Genomic DNA, 26,687 nt, shown 5'->3' on the forward strand with positions numbered 1-26,687 from the left:
GGGTGGGGATTACCAGCGACGTACAGGGCCAGTATCCACGTGTACGAAGTTACTCTTCGGGTAGTATCCGACACCGCCCGCTTTCAGGTTGAGTGCTGCCTGGCGCAACTTCGACAGGGACACTCCCGGCATACGGATATCCAAGGCCATACCACGTGTGTGGTAACTGCGTTTCGCTACGCCTCGGCCAGCTGCACGCAGCTTGGCATTGGTTTTAGGTGAACGGTATCCAGAGATAATCTCAATGGTGCCGTTGTAATTGAACTTCTCCTTCAGCTTGTAGACGATATCCAGAAGCTTGGGGTCCATTCGGGTCACTTCGTTGGCGCGGTGGTCACGAAGCAATTTGTTGAACTGCTTCAGGCCTCCGCTGCTGTAATCTCCGTTAGTCCAGTAGGCGGCCTCCAGCTTCTCCCCGGTGTGCAGGTTGCGCATTTTCAGGGTGCGGGAGCTACCTACTTTTGCGAAAGTCGGTCCGGCGCTGACGGCCGCCGCAGTTGCGCAGGTCACTGCCAGGAATCGACGTCTGGATGGATTCTTCATAATTCCGCCTCGTCGTTAAATCTCTCGTCGGTTTGCCTTAGTTGGCGCAACCGGGTACGGCGGAAAATGTACAAAAAATAACCAGTTGTTACAAACCTGAGGCTGCTAATTCGGAAATAATTAGATGGCCCCGGTGGTATATTTTTTCTTTTCTGCTACCTGAAACCGGAATTTTTACTGCTGATCAGTCGATAGTACTGAATAAGGTGGAGACAGCGTTGTCATTGCACGCTAATCGCTAAAAAATTATTTTTCTGCGACTTATAGGTTTTATCGGGCGGTTTCGTCAGTGTACTTGGGAGCTATCCGATCACCCCTTCGGCCATGAGCTCGATAGCCTTCTTTATTAGTGGCTGGTTGATCTATCTATATAGAAAGACAGTTCAGCTCTATCGAGTACACAATTATTTGTATGCACATGTATATACAAGATGTGTAGGTGCTACCAGTGTAGTATTTCTATGGATACCCAACCGTTTAAGTTGGCTAGCATAGCCCGGTCTGTCCCCTAAGGATTTCCAAAGCCAGTCGAATCATCAGTCCAAAACTAATGATCACTTTGCATAGCTGGCCACCGTTATGGATTGTGCACCTTGGTAAGGTTGTGTTTACAAATGTGAAGTTGCCTGAGATCAAAACCAAATAATGCTAGCTTGGTTCTTTTACTTTTTCACTTGCGGTAAAACACTATGGCTAGCATATCTGGGGCCGGGTCTCGGCTGCCCTATATTTCTTTGGTCGCATTGATCTCGGCTTCCTTGAGCCTGATGGCAGCGGCACATGCTGAAAAGAAAATAGACTCTATTAGTTACCCAATAGTAGATACGGCACAGGTCCAATTTTTTGATGATAAGGATGTCATTCCCAAGCCAAAGCCCGGTGATGATTTCTTTGGTCAGGATGCCCAGTATTCTTTCAATAAGATGAATTACTCCCTGGCTAAAGATGGTCTTACTGTGGTTGATAATGTCACCGGTTTGATGTGGACCCAGAGCCCGGATTTAAACAGGGATGGTGAAGTTACCCCTGATGATAAGATCGCTTTCCGCGATGTTGGGGAATATGTTGAAAAATTGAATCAAGCGCGTTTTGGTGGCTATTCTGATTGGCGTCTTCCGACGATAAAACAACTATATTCCCTGATGAACTTCAGCGGTATTGACCCCGCCGGTCCAAGTGAGAGTAATGCTAAGCCCTTTATTGATACCCGGTATTTTGCATTCGCCTATGGTGATGAAGAGAGGGGCGAACGCACTATCGATGCCCAATTCTGGTCCAGTAATATTTACACGGGTGATGTATTCAGAGGATCACTTGCAGTATTCGGCCTGAATTTAGCAGATGGCAGAATCAAAGCTTATGCAATTCCTGGTGGTGGTCCGAGAAACTATGCTTACTTTGTGCGCGGCAACCAGGCTTATGGCAAGAATAAGTTTGTCGATAATAAAGATGGCACCGTTTCCGATCTGGCAACGGGTTTAATGTGGATGAAATCTGATAGCCGGAAAGGAATGAACTGGCAGGAGGCCTTAGCCTGGGCAGAGGAGAAAAATGCACAAAATTTCCTAGGCCACAGCGACTGGCGCCTGCCTAATGCAAAAGAGCTACAGAGTATCGTTGATTACCAACGTTCTCCAAATAAAACGACTTCTGCGTCTATTGATTCTATTTTCGAAATCAGCTCTATCAAGAATGAAAGTAAGGAAAAAGATTTTCCCTGGTTTTGGACTAGTACAACCCATGTGAATAGTAGAAAAGCAGGAGCCTCTGCAAACTACATTAGTTTCGGTCGAGCTATGGGGTATATGGCGGAGAAATGGGTAGATCTGCATGGAGCTGGGGCTCAACGAAGTGATCCAAAATCTGGACAATTGGATGAGGTCGCTGTTTATAAGGATGGGGGATATCACATAAAAGGTTTAGGTAGACCGCAATCTGATGGTGATGGCCCTCAACGGCGCCCACCAATGCCTGAGCCCCCTTTCATGACTGATGGAAATATGCAGAGAGCTATGGGGCCTCCGCCAGGTGGGGCACCTGAGGATGCCATTAGAATTGATAACTATGTAAGACTTGTCAGGAATATCGACGGGTAGTCCGTACGGAGTTATTTATAGATAAGCTCCTTTAATTTGGATAGGGTATCTCTTTGTCACGATGATAAATATCAGGGCGGAATTGGGGGCGCCCATCCCTATCTATCCATGCTGTCATATAAACAATGTAAATACGGGGTGACCCCTTAACCTTTACATTCAGAGCATCATGCCCATTCGCTGCCTGTGCTACCCGAGTTCTATCCCAACCCTGGTCACGGAGAAGAAAGTACGCTAATTCTTCTGGTGCTTGTAGCCTTACGCATCCGTGACTTAATGCCCGCTGGCGAAGTTTAAACAGGCTTTGAGCTTGGGTGTCATGAAGAAAAATAGCCTGCTTATTGGGGATAACAAATTTCACTTTCCCCAGAGTATTCTCAGGGCCACTCAATTGCCTCAAAGTAGCGTGCCCACCGGCTGCCTTGGCAATAGTCTCCTCTGTAATAGGGGACGATTTACCGCTGCGATATTGCACTACTCGATAACCCCGCTTGTGCATGGCTGTTGGGTTGTGTCGTGCCTTGGGCAAAAGCTCGGTGACAAGAATACTTCGGGGGACTGTCCAGGTTGGGCTGAAAACAATATTGGTTATCCGCGTGCGTAAATTCGGTGTGCGCGTACTGCTTTTTCCCACGACGGTTTTCATATCGAGAGCAACCGAACCATCTTCGATAAGCTGTAAGCGATAGTCGGGCACGTTGACAATTACATAGCGGTCATCTTCAGGGAGTTTTAGCTGTTCCCATCGGGATGCATTCAATTCCATTTGCTGAGCGCGCTCCATTGGCGAGACGGCCAAGGCTGCAAGTGTGTCTTCACCGGCGATGCCGGTAACGTTCAGTCCGTGACGTTCCTGAAAGCGCTCCACTGCTGCTTGGAGTGCACTGTCAAATCTTCGGGGATCTTTTTGCGGGGCGGAAAGCGGCCCGGGCTGACCGTGAAAATCCTTATAAAGTGCCAGCAAATTACGTAGTTGCAGGACACGAGGGCCTTTGTCTCCGGGCTGTAAAGTTTTTCCCTGGGCAATCGGTCGCCAGTTTTTCGCTAACACTCGGTAGGCCTGAGCGGTATCGCGCAATTGCTGGGTCGAACTGATTGGCTCAATAATGACATCGGTCTGCCCAGTAAATGAAGCATTCAAAGGGCTGGCCGAGGCAATTACGAGGCTTATCAGTGCGGCGATGCCGAGCTGGAATGGGCCATTTGCCATACTGATAACTCAGTAGTCCCTATAGCTCTTATTCCGCTTCACTCCGTCACCTCCTATTACTGATCCCGGTTATAGATATCCGGCCGAAACTGAAGCTGCCCATTTTCATCGATCCAGGCAGTCCAGTAAGCGATATAAACCGGTAGGGGATTTTTAAGGGCAACGCCATGGGTGCGACCACTTCCCAGCGCGCGATTGATGCGAGCATCACTCCACTTGTTTTGCTGGGCTAACATCATGCGAGCAAACTGCAATGGTTTTTCCAGGCGAATACAACCGTGGCTAAAGGCCCTTTGGGATTTTTTAAATAAGTGCTTGCTATTTGTGTCATGGAGAAAAATGGCCTGCCGATTGGGGATAACAAATTTCACCCTTCCCAAAGCATTTCCCGGCCCGCCTTTTTGTTGCAGTGAAACTTGTCCTCGACGTACTGCAGCCACATTTCCACGAGTAAAAGGCACCGATCTGCCTCGATGATTCATTAGGCGATAACCTTTTGCCCTGAGGGCGGAACTGCCCTTGGGTAAAAGTTCCCGCAGCGCAATACTGGGCGGGACACGCCATACAGGATTAAATTCCAGTCGCGTCATACGGGTAGCGATTTGCGGTGTTTTGTGTTTTGGTTTTCCCACAACCACACGCATACGGAATTGCTCTTTATCGCCCTCAATTAGGCGCAAATTAAATTCCGGGACATTCACGATGATATAGCGAGGCCCTAAATCCTTGGGGAGTTGTTTCCAGCGTTCAATATTGGCTGCCAGAATTTTGGCAACTTTATCTGGCGGGGTATTGAGTCGACTCCGGGTTCCCTCATCAACCAGTGCCGTTTGCTTTAATCCGTGACGTTTCTGAAACCGTTTAACGGCCTGCTGCAGTTTTTTGTCGTAGACATCTGCTTTAGAAGTATCTGCTCCGTACTCTTCGGGGTGGTGATCACCATAGAGCATAAGCAGGCTTCTCAATTGCGCAACCCGGGGACTGCGACTGCCCGGTGCGATAGGTTGTCCAGCACTGAGCGGTTTCCAGTAGTTACCTTGTGCCAGGGTTTGGTAGCGTGCTAACGCTTCGCTGAGTAGGGAAAATTGCCTGCCCTGAGGTAAAAAAGGATCGCGACTGCCGATCAAGTCAGGTTCGACGGTATCTTTAGCTTCGGCGATTATTTGTGGTGAGTGAATGCCTAACGATATTGCTATGGCAATCGCAGCGGCACTCGCCCGGAGGGAGGTTAGTTGGTTGCGTGGCAAAAAAGCGCAAAGTGAATTGTTGGCAGCACCCATAAGTCACCCCTGCAAGCACTGAGAAATCAGTGAGATTTATCACTGTGCTCACATTGATAACTTGTGACTGATAGTCTTTAAATAATTTTCAGGAATGGTGCTGCTTAAGAATGGCTAATTAATGGAATAACACGCTCAATAATTCCCTGGTTATAACCGGGGCGACGTATAGCCGCCCCGGTTTCTTTTAAAATTGATTATCGGTCAGTCCATCTTTGCCATAAATATCCGGGCGGAAGTTCAGGTTGCCCTGACCATCGACCCAGGCAGTCCAGTAGGTGATATAAACCTTCACCAATTGGGACATATCCACTTCCGTGGTTTCCTCTCCTGTGGTCAATTGATCGATACGCCACTGATCCCAATCCCCTTGGGGACGAAGTAGTGCTTCGGCCAAATGGCGGGGTTTTTCCAGGCGGATACAGCCATGGCTATAGCCCCGAGTGGTCAGGGAAAAAAGTTTGCGCGCGCGCGTATCGTGCAGGTACACGTCGTGAATATTGGGGATTTCAAATTTGACACGTCCCAATATGTTTTCCTCACCACCCATTTGGCGCATCAGGTAGGAACCCGCACCTGCTGCAGATAGGTTTTGCGGGGTCAGGGGCAGTTTTTCCCCCTACCGCTAATCACCCGGTATCCCATTTTTTCCATACCCGCAGGGTTTTTACGAGCTTTGGGGAGTATCTCATTCACCAGGATACTGCGCGGTACTGTCCAAGTGGGGTTAAAGACTACCTTGCTGACACGGGTGGTTATTTCAGGCGTTGCGTGCTTTTTCTTGCCGACGACCACATTCATCGCCAGTTTGACCTGGTCGTTTTCCACGTATTTGAGACGATACGCAGGAATATTGACCTGGATAAAACGGCTGCCCAATTGTTCCGGCAACTCTTCGCGGCGCTTGATATTCATTTCCACAATGCGGGCGCGCGCAGCTGGGGATAAGTTCAGGCGTTTGCGAGTTGAGCGACCGACAATACCATCTGCTCTCAGGCCGTGACGCTTCTGGAAGCGCACCACCGCTTGGTGAAGGCCCCGATCGAAGCGATTGCGATCAGTGCCACCGTAGCTGTAGTAAGACTGGTAATCACCGTATAGGGAGAGCAGGTTGCGCAGGAGGCCCACATGTGGGTGGCGTGCACCCATGGTCATGGCGGGACCCGCCGGGATCGGACGCCAGCGACCGCTGGAAGAAATCTTGCGCAGCCGTTGAAGTTCACCGCGCAGCGCTCTTACATCGTTGCCATAGGGCCGGTTTTCCTCGTAGTAAGGCCCCTCACTGTTTTCAGATCTCACCGGTGGGGCGGCAGTATTTGACCGCCCCTGGTTGTAATAAACGCGACTGCCAGAACCCGAGCCACTATTGTTGTCCCGATAGGAACGGTATCGGCTGCGCTCATAGGTGCGAGTGCTACCGGAATAATTGCGTCCTGAGTAATTGCCGGAAGTATCCGCATTGTATTCCCGCGAGTAATAGCGGCTGCGTACATTGCTGCCGAGATTGGCTGCGCGATCATATCCGCGGAAGTACTTGCGTCCGCTGGGTTCACTGGAAGCCTGCTGTTGAGCGGTGCTGGTAGCAACCAAGCGGAAACCTTCGCTATCCCGCAGAACCGGTGTGACACCCCGGCGCGGGCGGGTTTTGGGCTTGAGCCTGTCCAGCTGGGTATCTTGCGCGTAGGACACAAAGGCATCGGTCAGTAAGATATCCAATACGGCTGCCATCTGCAGACGTTGTGGAGTATCGCGGAGGGTGCGATCGAAGTACCCCAGGTGGTAGCGGTAGTCGACCATGCTGCTCGGATTGCCGGAGCTGGCAGCTGTGAGTTGTTTCAGCAGGTCATTGGCACTATCACTTAGGCTGTAGTTATCGAACCAAAGCAAGCGGTAATCCGTGCGCTGGTAGATCTTGCGCACAGCGGCGGGGTTGAAAATGGGGTCCTGGGCTGGCCAGGCATCAGGGTTTTCCTCTAGCCAGTGCACTAAATGAGGGCGAACAGCGTTCTCCGGTAAAACGGGTACGGTCTTCTGGTTTGCTGCGAAAGCATAATAAAGAATGAAGACACAGAGGCTACCCAGTGTCAGCAGTGGAAGTACAGATTTGCGTCTACGATGCTCGGGGTTGAAATACGACATGGTACCTCAGCGATTCTGCGGGGGCCCGGTGCGATATTTTGGAAAATGCCGGGCGCCAGATCGTTCATACCTTCCCAACCTGTGGCGAGCCCATCCAGATACTCAGGGATATTATCGGTGACTCGCACGTGTCATGCGTCCCGCGCGACTTCCTTTTATTAAGACTGCTGTCGGTGTCCTGCTTGCGCGAAACTCAACCAACTTCAGTCTGTGAAAGTAAGTATGGCAATAAATGCAAAATTTGCTTGGCGCTTCATTCTTTTTAGAGTAGGGATTTGCGGATGATGAGTTTTGCGTCAAATTTTTCGCCCGTGGGTGAAAATGGGGCGAGTTTACTGGGGCTTTTTTAAATATGGTGCAGAGGCTTGCACAAAAAGTTATGCACAATTTGTCTGCCATCAGGATTAACCCCGCTTAATTGGGCGACTGGGTAGTGAGGTAGCGCAGGGGGCCACTTTGATTGCCGTTTATAAAAGTTTGCTCCCAAAGTTGGCCACACCCCCTCTGGTCGATGGTGATCACGGTACTCGCGCGGGTGCCGTAGCCTCCATTGCGAAGCATTGGTTCTGTCGCCGAGCTATCGGCATCAATTTGAATGAATATCGGAGAGAGTGCCCGTTCAATCTCCAGTGGTAGCCCGGTATGAGGGAGTTGTTGGTCCGGCGCGCGGGTACGATCTTTGAGCAGTGCCAGTGCTGGCTCCACAAAGCTCTCGATTGTTACCAGTTGGTCGGCCGCAGGTATTATTTCTGCCAGCCCCGCTTTGCCCCTTTCCACCTTTGGCCAGGGCTCGTCCGGCGCTCCGTTGGAGATACCGTGAATGCCCGGTTCAAAAGTAAATGGCTTGTGCCGGTTCCCGGTACAGAAGAGAGTGTTTTGATTCTGAATATCAAACAGCAGGGCGTTAAAGCCTCGATATTGCTGGGATTCCAGGTAGTGGATGAAATGTTCAGGGCTAATTTGTTGGCTGAGGAATTTCTGCGGTATTTCTCCGCGGGAAAGCGCTCCTACAGGTTCCGGTGTCCCAGGCTCCCGGATATTGGTTACAGCCGCGACCCGGCCGGGGGATACGCCGGCCCAGGTTCCCTGAGCTTCAAGGTCTCTACCCGCAATTAGCCCGGTCCCGGGCCAGTGCTCCGCTGCTGCGGTTGGCCTTTGATAGAACTCATCCCGATTGGCGATCAACAGCAGAGGGTATTTCGGGTGGCATTGATAGGCGAATAGCAGTAGACACATGGGGATCTTCCCTAGGGGCAAGCTGCCCTTCCACAGCGGGGGGCTTTACGACCATAATACGCCCTTTATTAGCAATCGCGATTCCCCCATGCTGACCTATCCCGAAATTGACCCGGTAGCCTTTGCAATAGGCCCCTTAAAAGTGCACTGGTATGGGCTGATGTACTTGGCTGGCTTTGTCGCGGCCTGGTGGTTGGCATTGCGCCGAAGTGCCAAACCCTGGTCACCGGTCATTAAATCCGAAGTTGAGGACTTGATTCTCTACTGTGCCATTGGTGTCGTTATCGGTGGCCGCTTGGGGTATATGTTCTTTTACAACTTCCCCCAGTTGCTCGAAGACCCAATATCACTGATCCGGCTGTGGGAAGGGGGAATGAGCTTCCACGGCGGGCTGATAGGGGTAATGTTGGCCACGGCACTCTACGCGCGCAAAATTGGTACAACCTTCCCTGCTCTAATTGATTTCGTCGCCCCCTTGGTGCCCATCGGTCTTGGGCTTGGGCGGATCGGTAATTTTATTGGCCAGGAGCTTTGGGGGCGTGAAACTGAAGGCCCTTGGGGCATGGTCTTTCCAAAGGACCCGGACCTTCTGATCCGGCACCCATCCCAGCTGTATCAAGCCTTCCTCGAGGGGTTGGTACTCTTTGCGCTGCTCTGGTGGTTCTCCAGTAAGCCGCGTCCTCGACTCGCGGTGGGTGGTATGTTCGTGATGCTCTACGGTGTATTCCGCTTCCTGGTGGAATTTGTCCGGGAGCCCGATGGGCATATTGGTTTTGATTTATTTGGATGGATGACTCGTGGGCAGCTTTTGAGCCTGCCGATGATTATTGCCGGCATGGCATTGCTGGTGTGGAGTTATAAGACTCAGCCGCTTCCCGAGGGAAGAACTGAGAAGAAAGGTAAGAAAGCAGGGTCTTCCCGAGTTAAAGGCGGAGCATAGCAGTAGATGAAGCAGTATCTCGATCTAATGCGCCATGTGCGCGATAACGGCACCGTTAAAGGTGACCGCACCGGCACTGGTACTCTCAGTGTATTTGGCTATCAAATGCGCTTTAATTTGGCGGAGGGTTTTCCGCTGATCACCACTAAAAAGTGCCATTTGCGCTCGATTATTCACGAACTTATGTGGTTTTTGCAGGGGGATACCAATATCCGCTATCTCCAGGACAATAAGGTGCGGATTTGGGATGAGTGGGCGACAGAGGACGGGGATCTGGGCCCTGTATATGGCCATCAGTGGCGCTCCTGGCCCACTTCGGATGGTCGCCAGATCGACCAGATTGAGCAGTTGGTACACCAGTTGAAAACCCGCCCGGACTCCCGGCGATTGATGGTTAGCGCCTGGAACCCTGCGGATCTGCCAGATGAAGGTGTTTCACCTGCTGATAATGCCCGTGAAGGACGCATGGCCCTGGCTCCCTGTCACGCCCTGTTCCAGTTCTATGTCGCTGACGGCAAGTTGTCCTGCCAGCTGTACCAGCGAAGCGCAGATATTTTCCTGGGGGTGCCTTTCAATATCGCCTCATATAGCTTGCTGACCCTTATGCTGGCACAGGTATGTGGTTTGCAGCCCGGCGACTTTATTCATACCTTTGGCGATGCTCACCTCTACTCGAACCATGTGGAGCAGGTCGAGCTGCAATTGCAGCGCGATCCACTGCCTCTGCCGCAAATGCACCTGAACCCAGAAGTCAAAGACCTGTTTTCTTTCCGTTTCGAGGACTTTGAGCTCAAGGGTTACGAAGCCTATCCACATATTCCGGCACCCGTAGCGGTTTAAGGAGCAGTAATGACGGTTTCTATTGCTTTGATCGCGGCGGTTGCTTGTAATGGTGCTATCGGCAAGGACAATGAGCTCCCTTGGCGCATCTCCGGCGATTTGCAGTTTTTTAAGCGGACCACCATGGGGAAGCCAGTAGTAATGGGACGAAAGACCTTTGAGTCTATTGGTCGACCACTGCCGGGGCGCGTAAATATTGTCATTACGCGTAATACAGATTGGGTTGCGGATGGCGTTGAGGTGGTCCAGTCTCTGGACAAAGCCCTGAGTCTGGCTCAAGACAGTGCCAAAGATAGCGGGGCAAGCGAAGTGATGGTCATTGGTGGAGCACAAATTTACCGCCAGGCACTGCCGCTTGCTACCCGTTTGTATATCACTGAAGTAGACGCAAAAATCGACGGGGATGCTTTCTTTCCCGATATTGATGACTCTTGGGTCGAGTCGGTACGCGAGTGTTACCCGGCCTCAGACAGGAATGAGTACAACTACTCATTAGTCCAATATGACAGATTTAAATAAAAACAATTTGATCAAAAGTTGATCGATCTGTTAAATTCTCCAACAGCTTACACAAGGAACGTCGCCGCGAATGTGTGCAAGTGACCCGGGGATGTTACCCAAGTGTTACCTTGCTACCCAAGCGGGCCGATGCTGGCAATCGGCATTTGAATAATCAAATCGGCTGTTTACAATGTGCGGCTCTTAGCTGTCTTCTAACCAATGTTTTTAAAACAAAAGGACACCGCGTTGTGGCAGCTAACTCATCGCGACCATGTTGTGAAATATTGAACCCACTGGGGGGTCTAATGAAAACCAAGCGATTCATGGCTGTGGCGCTGACCACTGCGCTGTCTGCCGGCGCGCTCTACGGCAGCGTAGCCACTGCGGATACTCTCGATAACGTACTCGCCGTCGGCCAGCAGAAAACCACTGCGGCCCAGGCATCGCAAAAGCGCATCGACAAGATCGCCGACGAAACCAGCAGCCTGCTGCAGGACTTCAAGGTGGTAAATAAAGAAATCGATGGTCTGCGCGTATACAACCGTCAGCTGGAAAAGCAGCTGGCTAACCAGCTCGAAGTAATTAACGATCTGGATGAGTCTATTGCCAACGTTACTGTCATTGAGCGTCAGATTCAGCCGCTGATCCTGCGTATGCTGGACGGCCTGGAGCAGTTCATTGAGCTGGACGCACCGTTCAAGCTTGAAGAGCGTATGGCTAACCTGAATGGTGTTAAGAGCACCATGGACCGTTCCGATGTCAGTGTTGCGGAGAAATTCCGCCAGGTATTGGAGCTGTATAACTTCGAAGCGGAATATGCCCGTAAGATCGACTCTTACCGCGATACTCTGACTGTTGCTGGTCAGGAGCGTGAGGTAAGCGTCCTGCAAATCGGCCGTATTGCCTTGTTGGCTCAGACTACTGATGCTGAAATTTCCCTCGCTTATGACAAAGGGCAAAAAGCGTGGGTTGAGATCGATGCTGGTGAATACCGCCGCGCTCTCATGAACGGTCTGAAAATTGCCAAGAAGCAGGCCACTATCGACATCATGACCATGCCGATCCCGGCTCCGGAGGCAGCGCAATGAAAACCTCTTTCGCCAAACGCGTTTTAGTAGCGGCAGCAGCTGGTCTGATCAGCTTCTCCGCAGTTGCTCAAGAGAAGGCTGCTTCCCTGGACGATTTGCTGAAAATGGTTCAGCAATCCAAAGTTGCCGAGTCCAAAGAACACAAGCAGCGCGAAGCTGAGTTCCGTCGTCAGAAAGCGAACCAAAACGCCCTGCTGAACCAAGCAAAAAACACCCGTACCGCTGAAGAAAAGCGTTCTGCTGAACTGGAGAAGAAGTACCAGGAGCAGGAAGTTGCTGTAGACCAGAAGCGTCAACAGTTGGATGAGCGTATGGGCTCTCTGAAAGAGCTGTTCGGCCACATGTCTTCTACTGCAGCAGACTTGCGCGCGAATGTTGGTACCTCTCTGGTTTCTGCCCAGTATCCTGGTCGTACAGAGTTCATCGACGGTCTTCTGGCCAAGATGAATACTGCTACCAAACTGCCGACTATCGAGGAAATCGAGCGTCTGTGGTTTGAAATTCAGCGTGAAACCGTTGAATCCGGCAAAATCGTTAAGTTTAACGCGACCGTGATCAAGCCCAACGGTGAACAGGCTGATCAGGAAGTGGTTCGCGTAGGTAACTTCAACCTGGTTTCCAATGGTAAATACCTGGAAATGAACAATGCCTACAAAATGGCTGAGCTGATCCGTCAGCCGGACGCCAAGTTCCAAGGCATGGCTGAAGCTCTGCAATCTTCTACCAGTGGTTTCAGTGCCTTCGGTGTAGACCCGACTGGTCCTACCGGTGGTTCCTACCTGAAAGCCATGATCAACAGCCCTGATATCATAGAGCGTTGGCACCAGGGTGGCATCGTGGGATACATCATCTCTGCTGTTGGTGCTTTCGCGATGCTGTTGGCTATCTTCCGCCTGATCGTCCTGACTGGCGTTGGTGCCAAGGTGAATGCTCAGCTGCGTTCCTCTACTCCGAACACCAATAACCCGCTGGGTCGTGTACTGGCTGTTGCGGAAGAGAACAAAGGTGTAGACGGCGAAACTCTCGAATTGAAGATGGAAGAAGCGGTACTGAAAGAGCGTCCGGCAATCGAATCCGGCCTCAACCTGCTGAAAATCATCGCGATGGTGGCTCCGCTGCTGGGTCTGCTGGGTACCGTTACCGGTATGATTATCACCTTCCAGGCGATCACTATCTTTGGTGCAGGTGATCCTAAGGCCATGGCAGGTGGTATCTCCTCAGCCCTTATCACTACCGTTCTCGGTCTGGTTGTGGCTATCCCAACCGTTCTGATGCACACCGTAGTAAATGGTCGTGCCAAGCGTGTCCTGCACATTCTGGAAGAACAGAGTGCCGGTATCGTGGCAGAAAACGCCGAGCGTAAATAAGAGGAGGCGGCAACATGCACGCATTAAATGACGCATGGGCCGCCGTCAACGCCTTTATGGCGTCGGGCGGGCCAGTACTGTTCCTGATCGCCGGCCTGACCTTCTTTATGTGGACGCTGATTTTTGAACGTGTTTTCTACTTTAACAAAGGTTTGAAAAGTGACGTTCAGGGTGCGGTAGACCAATGGGAGGGGCGCGGTGAGCGCAAATCCTGGGCTTCGCACCAGATCCGTTATGCAATGATTTCCCGGGTATCCGAGAAAATTCAGGACAATATGGACATGATCCAAGCTTGTGTCGCCCTGGCCCCTCTGTTTGGGCTGTTGGGTACGGTTTGGGGCATGATCAACGTGTTCGATGTTCTCGCGATTACAGGTGGTGGTGACGCCAAGCAGATGGCCAGTGGTGTATCCATGGCAACTATCCCGACAATGGCGGGTATGGTTGCAGCGCTGTCAGGCGTATTTGCCAACACTTACCTTGCCCGTAAAGCTGAGCGTGAAACCCAGCTGCTGGAAGATCATCTGACGATGGATCACTAAGCATACACCAGCGAATAAGCCTGCTTATTTACTGTGAAGGTTTAGCCAAGCCAGATACTTTCGCCGGGGGCTCCCTGAGCCCCCGCTGGAAAAGTTCGCTAAGAGAGTTGCTATGAGCAAAAGACAAAATACGGCAGAAGAAGAAGCCGGCGCAATTGACCTCACGCCCATGCTGGACGTGGTGTTTATCATGCTGATCTTCTTTATCGTCACTGCGACCTTTATCAAGGAGCCGGGTGCTGATGTTGAGAAGCCGGAAGCGACGACCGCTGAACTCAAGGCCGCCTCTATCCTGGTAGCGATCAACGACAGTGACGAGGTTTGGATTGCCAAAGAGAAGGTTGATGAGCGTCAGGTACGAATTGTCCTGGAGCGTCTCTACTCGGAAAACCCGAAAGGGTGGTTGGTAATTCAGCCCGATAAGGGAGCAAGCATTGAGAAGATTGCCCTGATTGCAGAAGCAGCCAGGAAGATTGGTATCAAGAAAGTTTCCGTCGCTACAGAGAAGAGTTAACAGCTATGAATCCGGTAAGACTTCTTGGGGCAGGTACATTGGCGGTAGCCACGACCTTTGGCCTCATCTTCACCATGCATCAGCTGATTGCGGCAAATATGAAAGCTCCTGAGGAGAAGGAGCAGTTCAAAGTTGCCGATGTGGTGATGCCTGATACGAAGATTGAAACACAGTACGACACCGCTAAGCCGGTAAAACCAGATGAGCCCGAAACTCCGCCACCGGAGATGCCGGAGCCCGATTTTGAGGAGCCGGATCTTGATGGCAGCATCAATATCGCTGCCCCCTCTGCGGGAGGCAACGTTAAGCTGTCTGGTTTCAGCTTTGGTGAAGGTGACTATCTACCGATCGTAAAAGTACAGCCGCAGTATCCTCGTCGCGCTCTACAGCGTGGTATGGAAGGTTATGTAATCGTTGAGTACACCGTAACGACAAACGGTTCAGTACGTGATCCGATTGTAATTGAAGCCTTCACTCTGCAAGGTAAGCCCACAACGGTTTTCAATCGGTCTGCCCTGAAGTCCGCATTGAAGTACAAGTACAAGCCGCGGGTAGTCGATGGCAAGCCGACCGAAGTTCCTAATGTTAGGACCAAGATCAGCTTTAACATGGCTAAGGACTAAAGGGGAAGCACTATGAAGTTGACGACCATCACTAAAGGTTTGTCCAAGTTCGCTCTGCGCACGTCCGTAGCGCTACCCTTGGTTCTTGCGCCGACGGTCAGCGTCACAGTGTTAGAAGCTGTCGGTGTGTCAGCGCCATTCGCTTCAGCACAAGCGCAGGAAGAAAAAAGCCGAGCAAGCAAAAGACCCGTAAAGTTCCGGCTATGCGTGAAGCTGCGTACAAGAAGCTGGAAAAAGCTCAAGAGGCTGCTGATGCAGAGGATTGGGCGGGTGCTCTTGCAGCGCTGAAAGAGATGGACGCAAGCAAGAAGCGGTACAACGGCTACGAAGTTGCACAAATGTACAACTTCTTCGGTGTTGTTTATTACAGCACTGAAAACTATAAAGAGGCGATCCCTTACTTTAAAAAGGTACTGGCCCAGGGTGAGAAAAACCTGCCGGTAGCTTTGGAAGTGGGCACCCTGTTTACTCTTGCCCAGCTGTACTTCGTAACTGAGGATTACAAGCAGGCGATCAACTACTTGAATCAGTGGTTTAAAGTTTCTGATCGTATCACTGCTGACTCCTACGCACTACGTGCTCAGGCTTACAACCAGATTGGCAATCAGGATAAGGCTCTCTCGGATATCAATATAGCGGTATCCATGTTTGAAAAAGAGGGCAAGATACCGAAGGAAGGTTGGTTCGGCTTACAGCAATATGTTTACTTCGAGCGCGGAGACTACCCGAAAGTAGCTGCCGTTCTAGAAAAACTGGTGCAGTACTATCCGAAGCCAGCGTATTACAAAACCCTTGGAGCGGTATACGGTGAACTGAAGCGCGATAAGGATCAGCTGCACATGATGGAAGCAGCTTACCTTGCCGGCGCTTTGGAGAAGGATAAAGACCTGCTAAATATGGGGTATCTCTTTATGGGGCATGAAATGCCTTATAAAGGAGCTAAGGTGATTGCCAAGGGTATCGAAGATAAGAAGATCCCACGCACATCTAAAAACCTGGAAACCCTAGCTCAGGCTTACCAGATGTCTCAAGAGCTGCAGAAAGCTATTCCCCAGTTGGAAGCGGCAGCACAGCTTTCTGATAAAGGTGAGATCTATTCACGCCTGGCCGGTATTTACCTGGACCTGGATCAGAACGAGAAAGCCCTTTCTATGGGTAAAAAAGCTCTGGCCAAAGGTGGTATCAAGCGTGTCGATCAGCTGCATATCGTAATGGGTATGGCGAATGCCAACCTTAAGCGTTATGACGCAGCTTTAAAGAGCCTCAAACTTGCACGTAAAGATGAGCGCTCAGAGAAGTTCGCTGAACAGTGGATATCCTTTGTCGAAGGTGAAAAGGAGCGTGAAGAGCAACTGGCAATTTAATTCCGGTTAACTTCTTAGGCCCCTTAAAAGCCACGCAGAAATGCGTGGCTTTTTTTATACCTGTTTGTTTATTAGTGCCGATACAAAATTTTGAGATAACCTGTATTAACAGACTATTTGCATTTTTTTGTAAATTGACTAATGATTAAGTCAGCTGATCAGCTTTTCCATTTTCGGCACAAGAATGCCGCTTATTGCACCCTAAAAATAATAGGAGAGGTGTTATGGATAGAGCTTGTCAGTCAATTCCCAACCCCGTGTTTTTCCCCCAGCATTTACTTGCAGGCTACGTGAAGGGCCTGGGATATGCTGCCGTGACAACAGTGGGGCTGCTCTTTTTAATGAGTCAGCTAGTGGCAACTGATATTGAAGAGCCAACAGTTGAGTTGTTGCCACAAATTAAATCGGTACATATGCCGAAAAAGGTGATTGTTACCGAAAATTATGAGGCACCTGCACCACCACAAACAGTCATTGAACAGCCGAATATGCGAATGGAGCAGGCTGAAGTTTTGCCGGTTAAGCTGAATATTCAAATAGGCTCTCCAACACCAGTTTCTGAGACTGGGATGAAGGTATCGCAAGATCCTTTGCCTGTGTACAAAGCTGCACCGCGATATCCTAGTGCCGCCTTGCGCAGGGGAATAGAAGGATATGTTGTTGTAGAGTTTACAGTGACAAAAACAGGGGCTGTACGAGATGCTCGTGTTGTTGGTGGTTATGACTCTAATGGTAACCCAACCCGTGTGTTCGATCGTTCTGCGATAGCTGCGGCAGAACGATTTAAGTATCGGCCTCAAATGGAAGCTGGCCAACCAGTGGAGCGCTACGGGGTACGCAATCGAATCAGTTACAAAATAGCGGAATAAAAAAAACGGCCCTTAGGGGCCGCTTTTTTCGAGCAGTTTTAATCAGTCAATTTCTCTCACGGCACCTCGGTCTGCGCTGGTGGCGAGCATGGCATAGGCTTTCAGTGCCTTGCTGACCTTGCGGGGGCGCTCCTCAACAGGTTTCCAGCCGTTGGGACTTTCTTCCATTTCCCGGCGTCGCTTGTCGAGCTGACTTTCCTCAATAACGATTTCAATTTTCCTCGCTGGAATATCAATACGTATCAGGTCTCCATTGCGAACCAGAGCGATATTACCTCCGGATGCTGCTTCCGGTGATACATGTCCAATAGAGAGGCCCGAAGTACCGCCTGAGAAGCGGCCATCGGTAATTAATGCGCAGTGCTCCCCAAGCCCCTTGGACTTTAGGTAGCTGGTGGGGTAGAGCATCTCCTGCATACCAGGTCCACCTTTAGGACCTTCGTAGCGGACGATAACAGCCTCACCTTTACTGACCTTCCCTTCGAGGATATTGGAAACCGCCTCTTCCTGGCTTTCTACTACGTGGGCGGGGCCTTCGAATTTCCACAGCGACTCATCGACGCCGGAAGTCTTCACTACACAGCCATTGGGGGCCAGGTTACCAAAGAGAACGGCGAGCCCTCCCTCAAAGGAGTAGGCGTGCTCAGCAGAACGGATACAGCCACGCTGGCGGTCTGCATCTAAAGTGGACCAGCGGCATTCCTGGCTGAAAGCTGTTTGGGTGGGAATGCCTGCGGGGCCCGCGCGATAGAATTCCACTACAGATTGGTCGTCCGTGCGGCAAATATCCCAGCGCGCCAGGGCATCGGCGAGCGAACCACCGTAGGCGGTTGGTAGTGAAGAGTCGATAAGACCTGCGGCCTCCAACTCCCCGAGGATGGCCATTACACCACCGGCGCGGTGTACATCTTCTATATGGTATTTCTCGGTATTGGGGGCAACCTTGCACAGCTGTGGAACCTCACGGGAGAGGCTGTCGATATCTTCCAGGGTAAAGTCAATCTCACCTTCCTGAGCGGTTGCCAGCAGGTGCAGGATGGTATTTGTGGAGCCTCCCATGGCGATATCGAGAGCCATGGCATTGCGGAAGGCTGTGCGGTTGGCGATGTTGCGCGGCAGGGCAGTTTCGTCATCCTGCTCATAGTAGCGTTTGGTCAGGGTTACGATCTCGCGGCCAGCGCGGAGGAATAGCTCCTTGCGGTCGGCGTGAGTCGCTAGCATGGTGCCGTTACCAGGGAGTGAAAGCCCCAGGGCCTCGGTCAGGCAGTTCATGGAGTTCGCTGTAAACATTCCTGAGCAGGAGCCGCAGGTCGGGCAGGCAGAGCGCTCATACTCAGCAACTTCCTCGTCGGAGGCCGTATCTGTAGCGGCGATCACCATAGCATCTACTAAGTCGAGCTTGTGGTCAGCCAACTTGGTTTTGCCGGCCTCCATGGGGCCACCGGAGACAAAGATAACTGGAATGTTCAGGCGCATGGCTGCCATCATCATTCCCGGAGTGATCTTGTCGCAGTTGGAGATACAAACGAGGGCGTCGGCACAGTGGGCATTGACCATGTACTCCACTGAGTCAGCGATAATTTCGCGGCTGGGCAGGCTATAGAGCATGCCGTCGTGACCCATTGCGATACCGTCATCCACAGCGATCGTATTGAATTCCTTGGCCACGCCGCCGGCGCGTTCAATCTCCCGTGCGACAAGCTGTCCCATATCCTTCAGGTGCACATGCCCAGGGACAAATTGGGTAAAAGAATTGGCAATAGCAATGATCGGCTTGTGGAAATCCTCATCCGTCATACCGGTGGCACGCCACAAGGCGCGGGCTCCGGCCATATTGCGACCGGCGGTAGAGGTGCGGGAGCGGTATTGGGGCATAAGTCACAGATTCCAGCTGGCAACAATGAATGCGCCAGCTTAACAAAAAACGGACTTTCCTGGGATATTTTTGCGTAAAAACTACCGATCAAAGGATTATTAAGGATGAGCATTTCAAATTTTTATGACTAAGTGGGCTGACTTTTCCCCAGGCGTTTACGCAGGATTCTCGAATTGCGCTGAATGTTGTACAGGGACTTCCGCGCGGTAGGCAGCTCACTGATACCGACTTGCTCAAAGCCCTGTTCGATAAACCAGTGCTCAGTCTGGGTGGTAAGGACGTAGAGTTCATCGACCTGAACTGATTGTGCTTGTCGCTCAAGGTGGCGCATCAGCTTGGCACCACGCCCGCCACCGCGAAATTCCGGATGGCTGGCAAGGCAGGCGACTTCGGCTGCTGTGGTTGTTCCACTGGCATCTTTAATCGGATATAGGGCTGCACAGGCAACTGGAGTGCCGTCCACTTCTACCAGGGTGAAGTGTTCGATTTCTGCCTCGAGTTTCTCGCGGGAGCGCCGTACCAAAACGCCATCTTTCTCTAGCGGTCGGATTAGGCCGAGGATACCGCCTACATCGGTAATTCGCGCCCTGCGTACCACTTCATAGCTGTCTCGGTAAATCATGGTGCCGGCCCCTTCTCTGCGAAACAGCTCTTGAATTAAGGCTCCATTTTGGCAAAAACTGAGCAGGTGGGTGCGGGCAATTCCGGCGTTACAGGCTCGAATGGCGCAGCTTAGAGTTGCGCTTTGAACTTTGGGTGAGACCTGTTCCGCTTGCAGTATGCTCAGCTCATGTATCGTATTTCCGTCCACTTGGAGTTGCTCAGGTTCGCGGAATAGCACCAGTTTTTCGGCACGTAATACCCTGGAAGCTTCGGCGGCCAAGTCGAGGTAATTGATATTGAATAGCTCCCCAGTCAGGGATGTACCCAGGGGGAAAGGAGTACTAGAGAGCCTTGGTCCAGAGTTTGCTCCAGGGTGCTCACGTCCATGCGCCTCACGGTGCCGGTCCAGCCCAGATCTACCCCGTCCAGTACGCCACAGGGGCGTGCTGTAACAAAATTGCCTGAGACTACTTTGAGGGCCGAACGCGCCATAGGCGAGTCTGGCAGCCCCTGGGAAAAAGCGGCTTCAATATCGAAGCGCAGTTTACCCACTACGGACTTAACAATCTCCAATGTCTCACGATTGGTAATACGCTGGTTCTCATGAAATCGGTTTTCAATGCCGCGATCATCCAGGGCTCGATTGATTTGCTCTCGCGCACCGTGCACAACAACCAATCTAACCCCAAGGCTGGCAAGAAGGGCCAAATCATGTACCAGATTGCGGAAGTTGGCATGCTCTAGAGCATTGCCGGGAATACCAACTACTAGAGTGCGAGCGCGCAGGTCGTTGATGTAAGGTGCCGCGTGGCGAAACCAGTTCAGGGAAGCGTTATCGTCGCTCACTAATTCTTACCGTGTGCAAGTCTTGTGGTGTTAAAGCCCCGGAGGCTGTCGCAGGCAGATTAAAGGCAAAAGCGGCCAATCAAGTCGCGCAGAATGTTGACCATAGGGTTGATACGATCCAGGGCAAGAAATTCATCCGGCTGATGAGCTTGGTCAATATCGCCGGGGCCGAGCACGATAGTGTCAATATTCAAACTCTTCAAGTAGGGCGCTTCAGTACCAAAGGCAACACTTTCAGCGGGATGGCCACAAAGTTGTTCTGCAACTTTTACTAACTCTGAATGGGCATCCTGTTCAAAGGGCGCAGTGCCGGGGAATAAAGAGGCCACTTCCACCTGAATTTTATTGTCTTGTGGAATGGTAAGGATACGTTTGTTTAGTTCTTCCCGCAGGTCCGTAAGCTGCATCCCAGGCAGCGGACGTATATCAAACTGGAGTTCAGTGTGACCGCAAATTCGATTGGGATTGTCACCCCCATGGATACAGCCTAAGTTCATTGTGGGCACAGGAACAGCAAATCCGGGATTGTTGTATTTTTGCTGCCACTCTTTACGCAAGACTAATAATTCGCCGATGACTTTGTGCATGGCCTCGATAGCATTGGCTCCCAGGCTGGGGTCCGATGAGTGGCCTGATTGCCCGGTAATACGCACCGCCTCCATCATAACGCCCTTGTGCATACGTATCGGGCGAAGCCCGGTGGGTTCACCTATCACAGCGTAGCGCGCCCGAGGCTTGCCGGCCTCAACGAGGGCACGGGCACCGCTCATACTTGTTTCTTCATCGGCTGTAGCGAGGACGATGAGTGGTTTTTGCAATGGTTTATCGAGAAAAGAATTTGCAGCCTCTATGACCAGAGGGAAAAAGCCCTTCATGTCACTAGTGCCGAGGCCGTAGAAGCGGTTGTCACGCTCTAAAACCTTAAAGGGATCTGATTGCCACCGACCTGCATCAAAGGGCACTGTGTCGGTATGCCCTGATAGGACGAGCCCGCCATCGCTGTCACCCTTGCCACCGAGGGTGGCAATCATATTGGCTTTATTGGGTGAGCCCTTTAACGGCATTACCTCAACATTGAAGCCAAGGCTTTCCAACCATCCCCCCAAAAGCTCAACTACGGGGCGATTACCCATATCTAGAGAAGGGTCTGTTGCACTGACACTAGGGCAGGCAATCAACTGATGTAATTGGGTCTTAAGGTCAGGTACTGCGATACTCGTCATGGTGACTTTCCCTTTTCTTGTAGCGCCATTCATTCAAGATAACAGCGACTCCGATCAGGCTTCCCCCCAATGTGAGGCGAGTTAGATCGGCATCCCGATTCCAGATTAACAGATTTACTAACAAACCAGCGGGAATCAGTGCATTGTTCATAGCGGCCAGGGTGCCAGTGGAGACCTGTGTGGCTCCCTTATTCCACAAGAAATAGCCCAGACCTGATGCCACCAGACCCAGCCAGAGTAAAGTACTCCATTGTTGCGCGCCTTGTGGGTACTGCGGCTTTCCAAGAAGGAGCCAAGCTACAAAGGTGACTGCGCTGGCACCGATAAAAAACCAGGCGAAGGTTTGTCTTGGAGGGAGGGATTGCTCGCTGGGCATCAGGCGCTTGTATGCCACCTGCCCTACGGCAAAACATAGGTTGGCGCCCTGGACGACTACAAACCCAATCCAAAAGTCACTACTGGGAGAGCCCCAGCGAATAGTGGCTGCTCCCAATACAGTCATGGCTGCGATAGTGAGGTTCCAGACAGAAAAGTGCCTGTTAAGGGAGTCCTCAAGGGCGGTGATATACAGGGGAGTGAAAATAGTAAATAGAAGTACTTCGGGGACACTGAGCAGTAAGAATGACTGATAGTAAAATAAGTACATCAGCCCCAGTTGTACAGCACCGATCACAATTAAACGTATCGCGGTACGGGGAGGGCAACCCTTCCATTTCAGCATGGGTATAAATACCGCTGTGGCAAGGAGCACCCGTGTCATTGCGGAAAAATAGCTATCCACCTGTCCGGCCAGGTAGGCGCCTATCAAACTGAAGGAAAAGGCCCACAGAAGAGTGACAAACAACAGTAATGGCATCAGGGTGAATTCGCAGGCATAGATTGGTCGGCGGGCTCGGCCCAGTTTATTTCCCTAAATATTAATGCCAGAGGACCGAAATAGATATCGACAGGAAGCCTTACTAAAGTGGTGGATATGAGAGGCATAAAAAAGGGGGCTTTAGCCCCCTTTGCTGATCTGTTCTGTGTGCTGCTTCAGTTTTAGCCGAACAAGCCTTTGAAGAAGTAGAAGAACAGGATCGCAATACCTGCACCCGCTGGCAGGGTGACTACCCAGGATGCGGCGATAGTGGTGATCATACGCAGGTTCAGGGCGCCAATACCCCGCGCCAGGCCAACACCCAATACCGCGCCCACCAGAGTGTGAGTCGTGGAGATTGGCAGGCCTGTACCAGAAGCCAGTACGACGGTGGAGGCCGCACCCAGCTCGGCAGCGAAGCCACGGCTCGGTGTCAGCTCGGTGATTTTCTTACCGATAGTGGCCATTACCTTAAAGCCGTATGTCGCCAGGCCCACCACGATACCGATACCGCCGAGCAGCAATATCCAGGAAGGCATAGTGGATTTAACGGTGATAGCGCCGCTCTGGATGGTGTTAACTACGGCAGCCAGAGGACCAACGGCGTTGGCGACATCGTTGGAGCCGTGAGCGAAGGCCATGGCACAGGCGGTGAAGACCATCAGGATCGCAAATACGCGCTCGACGTTGGCGAAACGGTTTTCAGCTTCAGCTGCCGGGTCGCGCTGGACGCGCTTGAGCATGGTGACTCCGATACCGGCTACAGCAAGGCCCACCAGGGCGGCGATACCGGCATCCTGGATAAAGCTGAGCTGGATATTGGCGTCTTTAAGAACGTGCTTGAGGCCCTTGGTAAGGGTCACCATGGCAATCATCCAGCCCACTGCAAACATGTAGAAGGGGATGTAGCGCTTGGCATTGTTGAAGGGGTCTTCCGTATCCAGGATCAGGCGCTGAACACTGCGGAATAACAGGAAAGACAGGGTGCCCGCGAGAACCGGGGAGACCACCCAGCTAGCCACGATGCTGCCCACTTTACCCCAGGCCACTGCATCTGGGGATATACCTACCGCAGAGAAGCCGACAATTGCGCCGACAATAGAGTGGGTGGTGGATACCGGCCAGCCGAGAATACTGGCTACCAGCAGCCAGGTGCCCGCCGCCAGAAGTGCCGAAAGCATACCGTATACCAACAGCTGCGGTTGGGCGGCGAAGACTTCAGAATCGATAATGCCTTTGCGGATAGTTGCGGTAACCTCTCCGCCTGCCAAATAGGCGCCGGCAAATTCAAAGATCATGGCGATAACAATCGCCTGCTTGATAGTCAGTGCACGGGAACCTACGGAGGTACCCATGGCGTTGGCTACGTCGTTGGCACCGACGCCCCAGGCCATAAAGAAGCCTGCCACACAGGCCAAAATCAATAATATATGGCCGTATTGACTAATAATTTCCACGCTAAACCCCCTAACGTGCTAACAACAACTGCAGTCGGTTACCCACGCTGTGGGCGCGATCGGCAAGTTCACCGATCCATTCAATAACCCGGTAGAGGAACATAACGTCCACCGGAGGTAAGTCTTTCTCAATGGCAAACAGAGACGCACGAATTTCGACTTCGAGTTTGTCTGATTTGCGCTCCAGCTCATCTAACTCTTCGGTCATGCGCTTGGCGATATCCACCTCGCGCCCCGCAAAGCCGCTTTCCAGCAACTCGTCCAGTTCGTTGATGGCACGCAGAGCCTGTGCAGAAGTGGCGACAGCGCTCTCCACAAAGGTGGCCATCAAGGATTGGAGAGGTGCGGGAATCTGCATCTTCCTGCCAACAGCCAGGCCAGCGATATCCTGGGCGGTGTTGGCCACTTCATCCTGGGCATGCAGCAATTCCAGCAAATCGGTTCTGGACACTGGCATAAACAGGCTGTCCGGCAGATGCAGGCGCAGGTCTCTCTTGATATCGTCAGCGCGGTTCTCCGAGGCGGAGATGCGCAGTTGGATCTGTTCCGCCTCTTTGAGGTCACCTTTAATCAGTGCTTCAAAGAAGGGGATCAGGTCAGCCGATGCCTCGTGGGCCGTAGCCATATGCTTCTCGATTGGCTTAATCGGAGAGCGGCCAAATAAGTTGGCAATATTCGACAGGGCCATGGTTAGCTCCATTGCTCAGAATGCGAAAACGGCGGCATGGTACCCCAATCGGGGCAACTTCGTAATAGTGCGTTAACAGCGCACTTTCATAGCTTGATGATAGGGCTACAATGCAACGTCGCCATATGAGAATAAAGGGGTTGCCAATGGCAGAGGACAGAGTTGCAGACCGACTACTGGAACTGCGCGGTTTATTGGAAGATTTGGTGGAGCAGGGCTTTGTCAGCCGAGAAGATGCCAACCGGATCATCGGCACTCCACGCACTGCTGAGCAGGCCCAGATGCACCCGCTTAGCTATATCGCCAGTTGTGATCTTGCCAATCAAAAGCAGCCCGGCAGGCTTCTGAATAGTGAAACCCTCAGTGCCTGGCTGGCGGATATTTCCTCTCACCCCTTGTATCATATTGATCCGCTGAAGATTAATGTGAGCGCTGTCACTGAGGTGATGAGCTTTCAGTTTGCCAAGCGTCACCAAATCCTTTGTGTCGAGGCGGGCGCTGAGGAGCTGTTGGTGGCAACTGCCCAGCCGTTTACCCATGGTTGGGAAGAGCAGCTGGAGCATACCAGTGGCCGCAGGGTGCGCCGTGTGGTGGCTGATCCGGCTGATATCAAGCGGCATTGTGTTGAGTTTTATTCGCTTTCCAACTCAATCTCCGGTGCCAGCGGCCTTCAGGGAACCTCAGTAGCCAATAATTTCGAGCAGCTACTGGAGCTGGGCGCTTTAAAGGACCCGGAAGCCAACGATCAGCACATCGTCAATATTGTCGATTGGCTTTTGCAGCACGCCTTTGACCAGCGCGCCAGTGATATCCATATTGAACCTCGCAGGGAGGTGGGGCGTATTCGCTTCCGCATTGATGGCGTGTTGCACCCGATCCACGAGCTACCTGACCAGGTGAATGCCGCGATTACCAGTCGCCTGAAAATTCTTGGCCGCATGAACGTGGCGGAGAAACGCAAACCCCAGGATGGACGTATCAAGACCAAAAGACCCGATGGTAGCGAGGTAGAGTTGCGCCTCTCCACGCTACCCACTGCTTTTGGCGAGAAGCTGGTTATGCGGATCTTCGACCCGGAGGTTCTCGCGCGATCTTATTCTGACCTGGGGTTAGGTGGTGACGACTTGGCTCGTTGGAAAGCGATGCTGTCACGGCCGAATGGTATTGTGTTGGTTACGGGCCCTACCGGTTCGGGTAAAACCACAACTTTGTATACTGGTCTTAAGCAGTTGGCCACCAGTGCAGTGAATGTTTCCACGGTTGAAGATCCTATCGAAATGGTGGAAGAGAGCTTTAACCAAACCCAGGTTCATCACTCTATCGGCTTTGATTTTGCTGCAGGTATCAGAACCCTGATGCGCCAGGACCCCGATATCATCATGGTTGGTGAAATTCGTGACCTGGAAACCGCTCAGATGGCGGTTCAAGCGGCACTGACAGGCCACCTGGTTATCTCAACCCTGCATACCAATGACGCTCCAACAGCGGTTACCCGCTTATTGGATCTGGGCTTGCCGCATTATTTATTGAAGTCCACCATTCTCGGGGTGATGGCCCAGCGCTTGGTACGGACACTATGTCCCAGTTGCAAACAGGAGGACAAAATTGAAGAGGTCGATTGGCAGTCTCTGGTGAAACCCTGGAGAGCGCCGTTGCCGGACAAAGTCTACCGGCCGGGAGGTTGCCTGGAGTGTCGTAATACGGGTTATCGTGGGCGTCAGGGAATTTATGAAATCCTGCCATTTAGCGAATCGGTACAAGCTATTGTCACCTCCGATTGTGATCTACAGCAACTGCGGCGCCAGGCGATGCGCGAAGGTATGAATAGCCTGAGGCTTTCCGGCGCGAAAAAAGTAGCGGCGGGTTTGACCACTGTGGCAGAGGTATTGAGGGTCGCCCCACCGCCGGATATCGCTTTTTAGCTTGGGTGGCCTCTCTGAGATAACTGTTTGAAGATGTAGAGGCCAGTGAAGTGACGCGAGGGGC

The 26,687-nt window shown here is 51.9% G+C and carries 23 protein-coding genes and 1 pseudogene; 12 read left to right on the plus strand and 12 right to left on the minus strand.

Annotated elements, in window-relative coordinates; translation table 11 throughout:
• Positions 1-9 precede the first annotated feature (9 nt).
• On the minus strand, positions 10-543 hold the full coding sequence (gene mepK / locus P0078_RS16265) for a peptidoglycan L,D-endopeptidase MepK (protein ID WP_282930973.1): 534 nt from the start codon (positions 541-543) through the stop codon (positions 10-12).
• A 689-nt stretch (positions 544-1,232) separates the two neighbouring features.
• Here mepK and P0078_RS16270 point away from each other — a divergent pair.
• The gene (locus tag P0078_RS16270; protein ID WP_282930974.1) at positions 1,233-2,639 is read left to right on the plus strand and encodes an Lcl C-terminal domain-containing protein; all 1,407 of its coding nucleotides are present in this window, start codon (positions 1,233-1,235) and stop codon (positions 2,637-2,639) included.
• A gap of 31 nt (positions 2,640-2,670) precedes the next feature.
• Here the strand turns inward: P0078_RS16270 and P0078_RS16275 are convergent, their stop codons facing one another.
• The 5 genes from P0078_RS16275 to P0078_RS16295 all read right to left on the minus strand — a co-directional run bounded on the left by P0078_RS16275 (position 2,671) and on the right by P0078_RS16295 (position 8,504).
• Positions 2,671-3,849: a L,D-transpeptidase family protein gene (locus P0078_RS16275; RefSeq protein WP_282930975.1), complete on the minus strand. Its 1,179-nt coding sequence runs from the start codon at positions 3,847-3,849 to the stop codon at positions 2,671-2,673.
• A 56-nt stretch (positions 3,850-3,905) separates the two neighbouring features.
• Positions 3,906-5,129 carry a L,D-transpeptidase family protein gene (locus tag P0078_RS16280; RefSeq protein WP_282930976.1) on the minus strand — a complete coding sequence of 408 codons (1,224 nt, stop codon included), beginning with the start codon at positions 5,127-5,129 and terminating at the stop codon, positions 3,906-3,908.
• Between the two features lie 187 nt (positions 5,130-5,316).
• On the minus strand, positions 5,317-5,658 hold the full coding sequence (locus tag P0078_RS16285) for a L,D-transpeptidase family protein (protein WP_282930977.1): 342 nt from the start codon (positions 5,656-5,658) through the stop codon (positions 5,317-5,319).
• Between the two features lie 71 nt (positions 5,659-5,729).
• The gene (locus tag P0078_RS16290) at positions 5,730-7,268 is read right to left on the minus strand and encodes a L,D-transpeptidase scaffold domain-containing protein (protein ID WP_282930978.1); all 1,539 of its coding nucleotides are present in this window, start codon (positions 7,266-7,268) and stop codon (positions 5,730-5,732) included.
• 414 nt (positions 7,269-7,682) lie between these two features.
• A complete protein-coding gene (locus P0078_RS16295) occupies positions 7,683-8,504 on the minus strand; it encodes an NRDE family protein (protein WP_282930979.1) in 822 nt (273 codons plus the stop codon).
• 88 nt (positions 8,505-8,592) lie between these two features.
• Between P0078_RS16295 and lgt the strand changes: the two genes are divergently transcribed.
• The 10 genes from lgt to P0078_RS16345 all read left to right on the plus strand — a co-directional run bounded on the left by lgt (position 8,593) and on the right by P0078_RS16345 (position 17,152).
• Positions 8,593-9,444, plus strand: coding sequence for a prolipoprotein diacylglyceryl transferase (gene lgt, locus P0078_RS16300; protein WP_282934629.1), 852 nt, complete (start codon positions 8,593-8,595; stop codon positions 9,442-9,444).
• A gap of 6 nt (positions 9,445-9,450) precedes the next feature.
• Entirely contained in the window at positions 9,451-10,284 is an 834-nt protein-coding gene (locus tag P0078_RS16305) for a thymidylate synthase (RefSeq protein ID WP_282930980.1), read from the plus strand.
• A gap of 9 nt (positions 10,285-10,293) precedes the next feature.
• Positions 10,294-10,803: a dihydrofolate reductase gene (locus P0078_RS16310; RefSeq protein WP_282930981.1), complete on the plus strand. Its 510-nt coding sequence runs from the start codon at positions 10,294-10,296 to the stop codon at positions 10,801-10,803.
• Positions 10,804-11,090: 287 nt separating this feature from the next.
• Positions 11,091-11,873: a DUF3450 domain-containing protein gene (locus P0078_RS16315; protein WP_282930982.1), complete on the plus strand. Its 783-nt coding sequence runs from the start codon at positions 11,091-11,093 to the stop codon at positions 11,871-11,873.
• A complete protein-coding gene (locus P0078_RS16320; protein WP_282930983.1) occupies positions 11,870-13,240 on the plus strand; it encodes a MotA/TolQ/ExbB proton channel family protein in 1,371 nt (456 codons plus the stop codon). The genes P0078_RS16315 and P0078_RS16320 overlap by 4 nt, the downstream gene beginning before the upstream one ends.
• Before the next feature lie 14 nt (positions 13,241-13,254).
• A complete protein-coding gene (locus tag P0078_RS16325; RefSeq protein ID WP_282930984.1) occupies positions 13,255-13,782 on the plus strand; it encodes a MotA/TolQ/ExbB proton channel family protein in 528 nt (175 codons plus the stop codon).
• Positions 13,783-13,894: 112 nt separating this feature from the next.
• Positions 13,895-14,296, plus strand: a complete 402-nt coding sequence (locus tag P0078_RS16330) for an ExbD/TolR family protein (RefSeq protein WP_108734754.1) — start codon at positions 13,895-13,897, stop codon at positions 14,294-14,296.
• Positions 14,297-14,301: 5 nt separating this feature from the next.
• Positions 14,302-14,919, plus strand: a complete 618-nt coding sequence (locus P0078_RS16335) for an energy transducer TonB (protein ID WP_282930985.1) — start codon at positions 14,302-14,304, stop codon at positions 14,917-14,919.
• A gap of 203 nt (positions 14,920-15,122) precedes the next feature.
• Positions 15,123-16,283, plus strand: a complete 1,161-nt coding sequence (locus P0078_RS16340) for a tetratricopeptide repeat protein (protein WP_282930986.1) — start codon at positions 15,123-15,125, stop codon at positions 16,281-16,283.
• A 224-nt stretch (positions 16,284-16,507) separates the two neighbouring features.
• Positions 16,508-17,152 (plus strand): energy transducer TonB, encoded by a 645-nt coding sequence (locus tag P0078_RS16345; protein ID WP_282930987.1) that lies wholly within the window; start codon positions 16,508-16,510, stop codon positions 17,150-17,152.
• Between the two features lie 42 nt (positions 17,153-17,194).
• Here the strand turns inward: P0078_RS16345 and ilvD are convergent, their stop codons facing one another.
• The 6 genes and pseudogenes from ilvD to P0078_RS16380 form a co-directional block, all read right to left on the minus strand.
• Positions 17,195-19,027 carry a dihydroxy-acid dehydratase gene (gene ilvD, locus P0078_RS16350; RefSeq protein ID WP_282930988.1) on the minus strand — a complete coding sequence of 611 codons (1,833 nt, stop codon included), beginning with the start codon at positions 19,025-19,027 and terminating at the stop codon, positions 17,195-17,197.
• Between the two features lie 128 nt (positions 19,028-19,155).
• Positions 19,156-20,477: pseudogene (gene argA, locus P0078_RS24630) on the minus strand (amino-acid N-acetyltransferase).
• A 59-nt stretch (positions 20,478-20,536) separates the two neighbouring features.
• Positions 20,537-21,700, minus strand: a complete 1,164-nt coding sequence (gene argE, locus P0078_RS16365) for an acetylornithine deacetylase (protein ID WP_282930991.1) — start codon at positions 21,698-21,700, stop codon at positions 20,537-20,539.
• Positions 21,678-22,556 carry a DMT family transporter gene (locus P0078_RS16370; protein ID WP_282930992.1) on the minus strand — a complete coding sequence of 293 codons (879 nt, stop codon included), beginning with the start codon at positions 22,554-22,556 and terminating at the stop codon, positions 21,678-21,680. Before P0078_RS16370 ends, argE begins: the two co-directional genes overlap by 23 nt.
• 182 nt (positions 22,557-22,738) lie before the next feature.
• Positions 22,739-24,013 carry an inorganic phosphate transporter gene (locus P0078_RS16375; protein WP_282930993.1) on the minus strand — a complete coding sequence of 425 codons (1,275 nt, stop codon included), beginning with the start codon at positions 24,011-24,013 and terminating at the stop codon, positions 22,739-22,741.
• A gap of 10 nt (positions 24,014-24,023) precedes the next feature.
• Positions 24,024-24,701: a TIGR00153 family protein gene (locus P0078_RS16380; protein ID WP_282930994.1), complete on the minus strand. Its 678-nt coding sequence runs from the start codon at positions 24,699-24,701 to the stop codon at positions 24,024-24,026.
• A 146-nt stretch (positions 24,702-24,847) separates the two neighbouring features.
• Here P0078_RS16380 and tfpB point away from each other — a divergent pair, with 146 nt between their 5' ends.
• Positions 24,848-26,623 (plus strand): type IV pilus assembly ATPase TfpB, encoded by a 1,776-nt coding sequence (gene tfpB, locus P0078_RS16385; protein ID WP_282930995.1) that lies wholly within the window; start codon positions 24,848-24,850, stop codon positions 26,621-26,623.
• Positions 26,624-26,687: the final 64 nt, after the last annotated feature.

The organism is Microbulbifer sp. VAAF005, from assembly GCF_030012985.1.
Lineage (GTDB): Bacteria > Pseudomonadota > Gammaproteobacteria > Pseudomonadales > Cellvibrionaceae > Microbulbifer.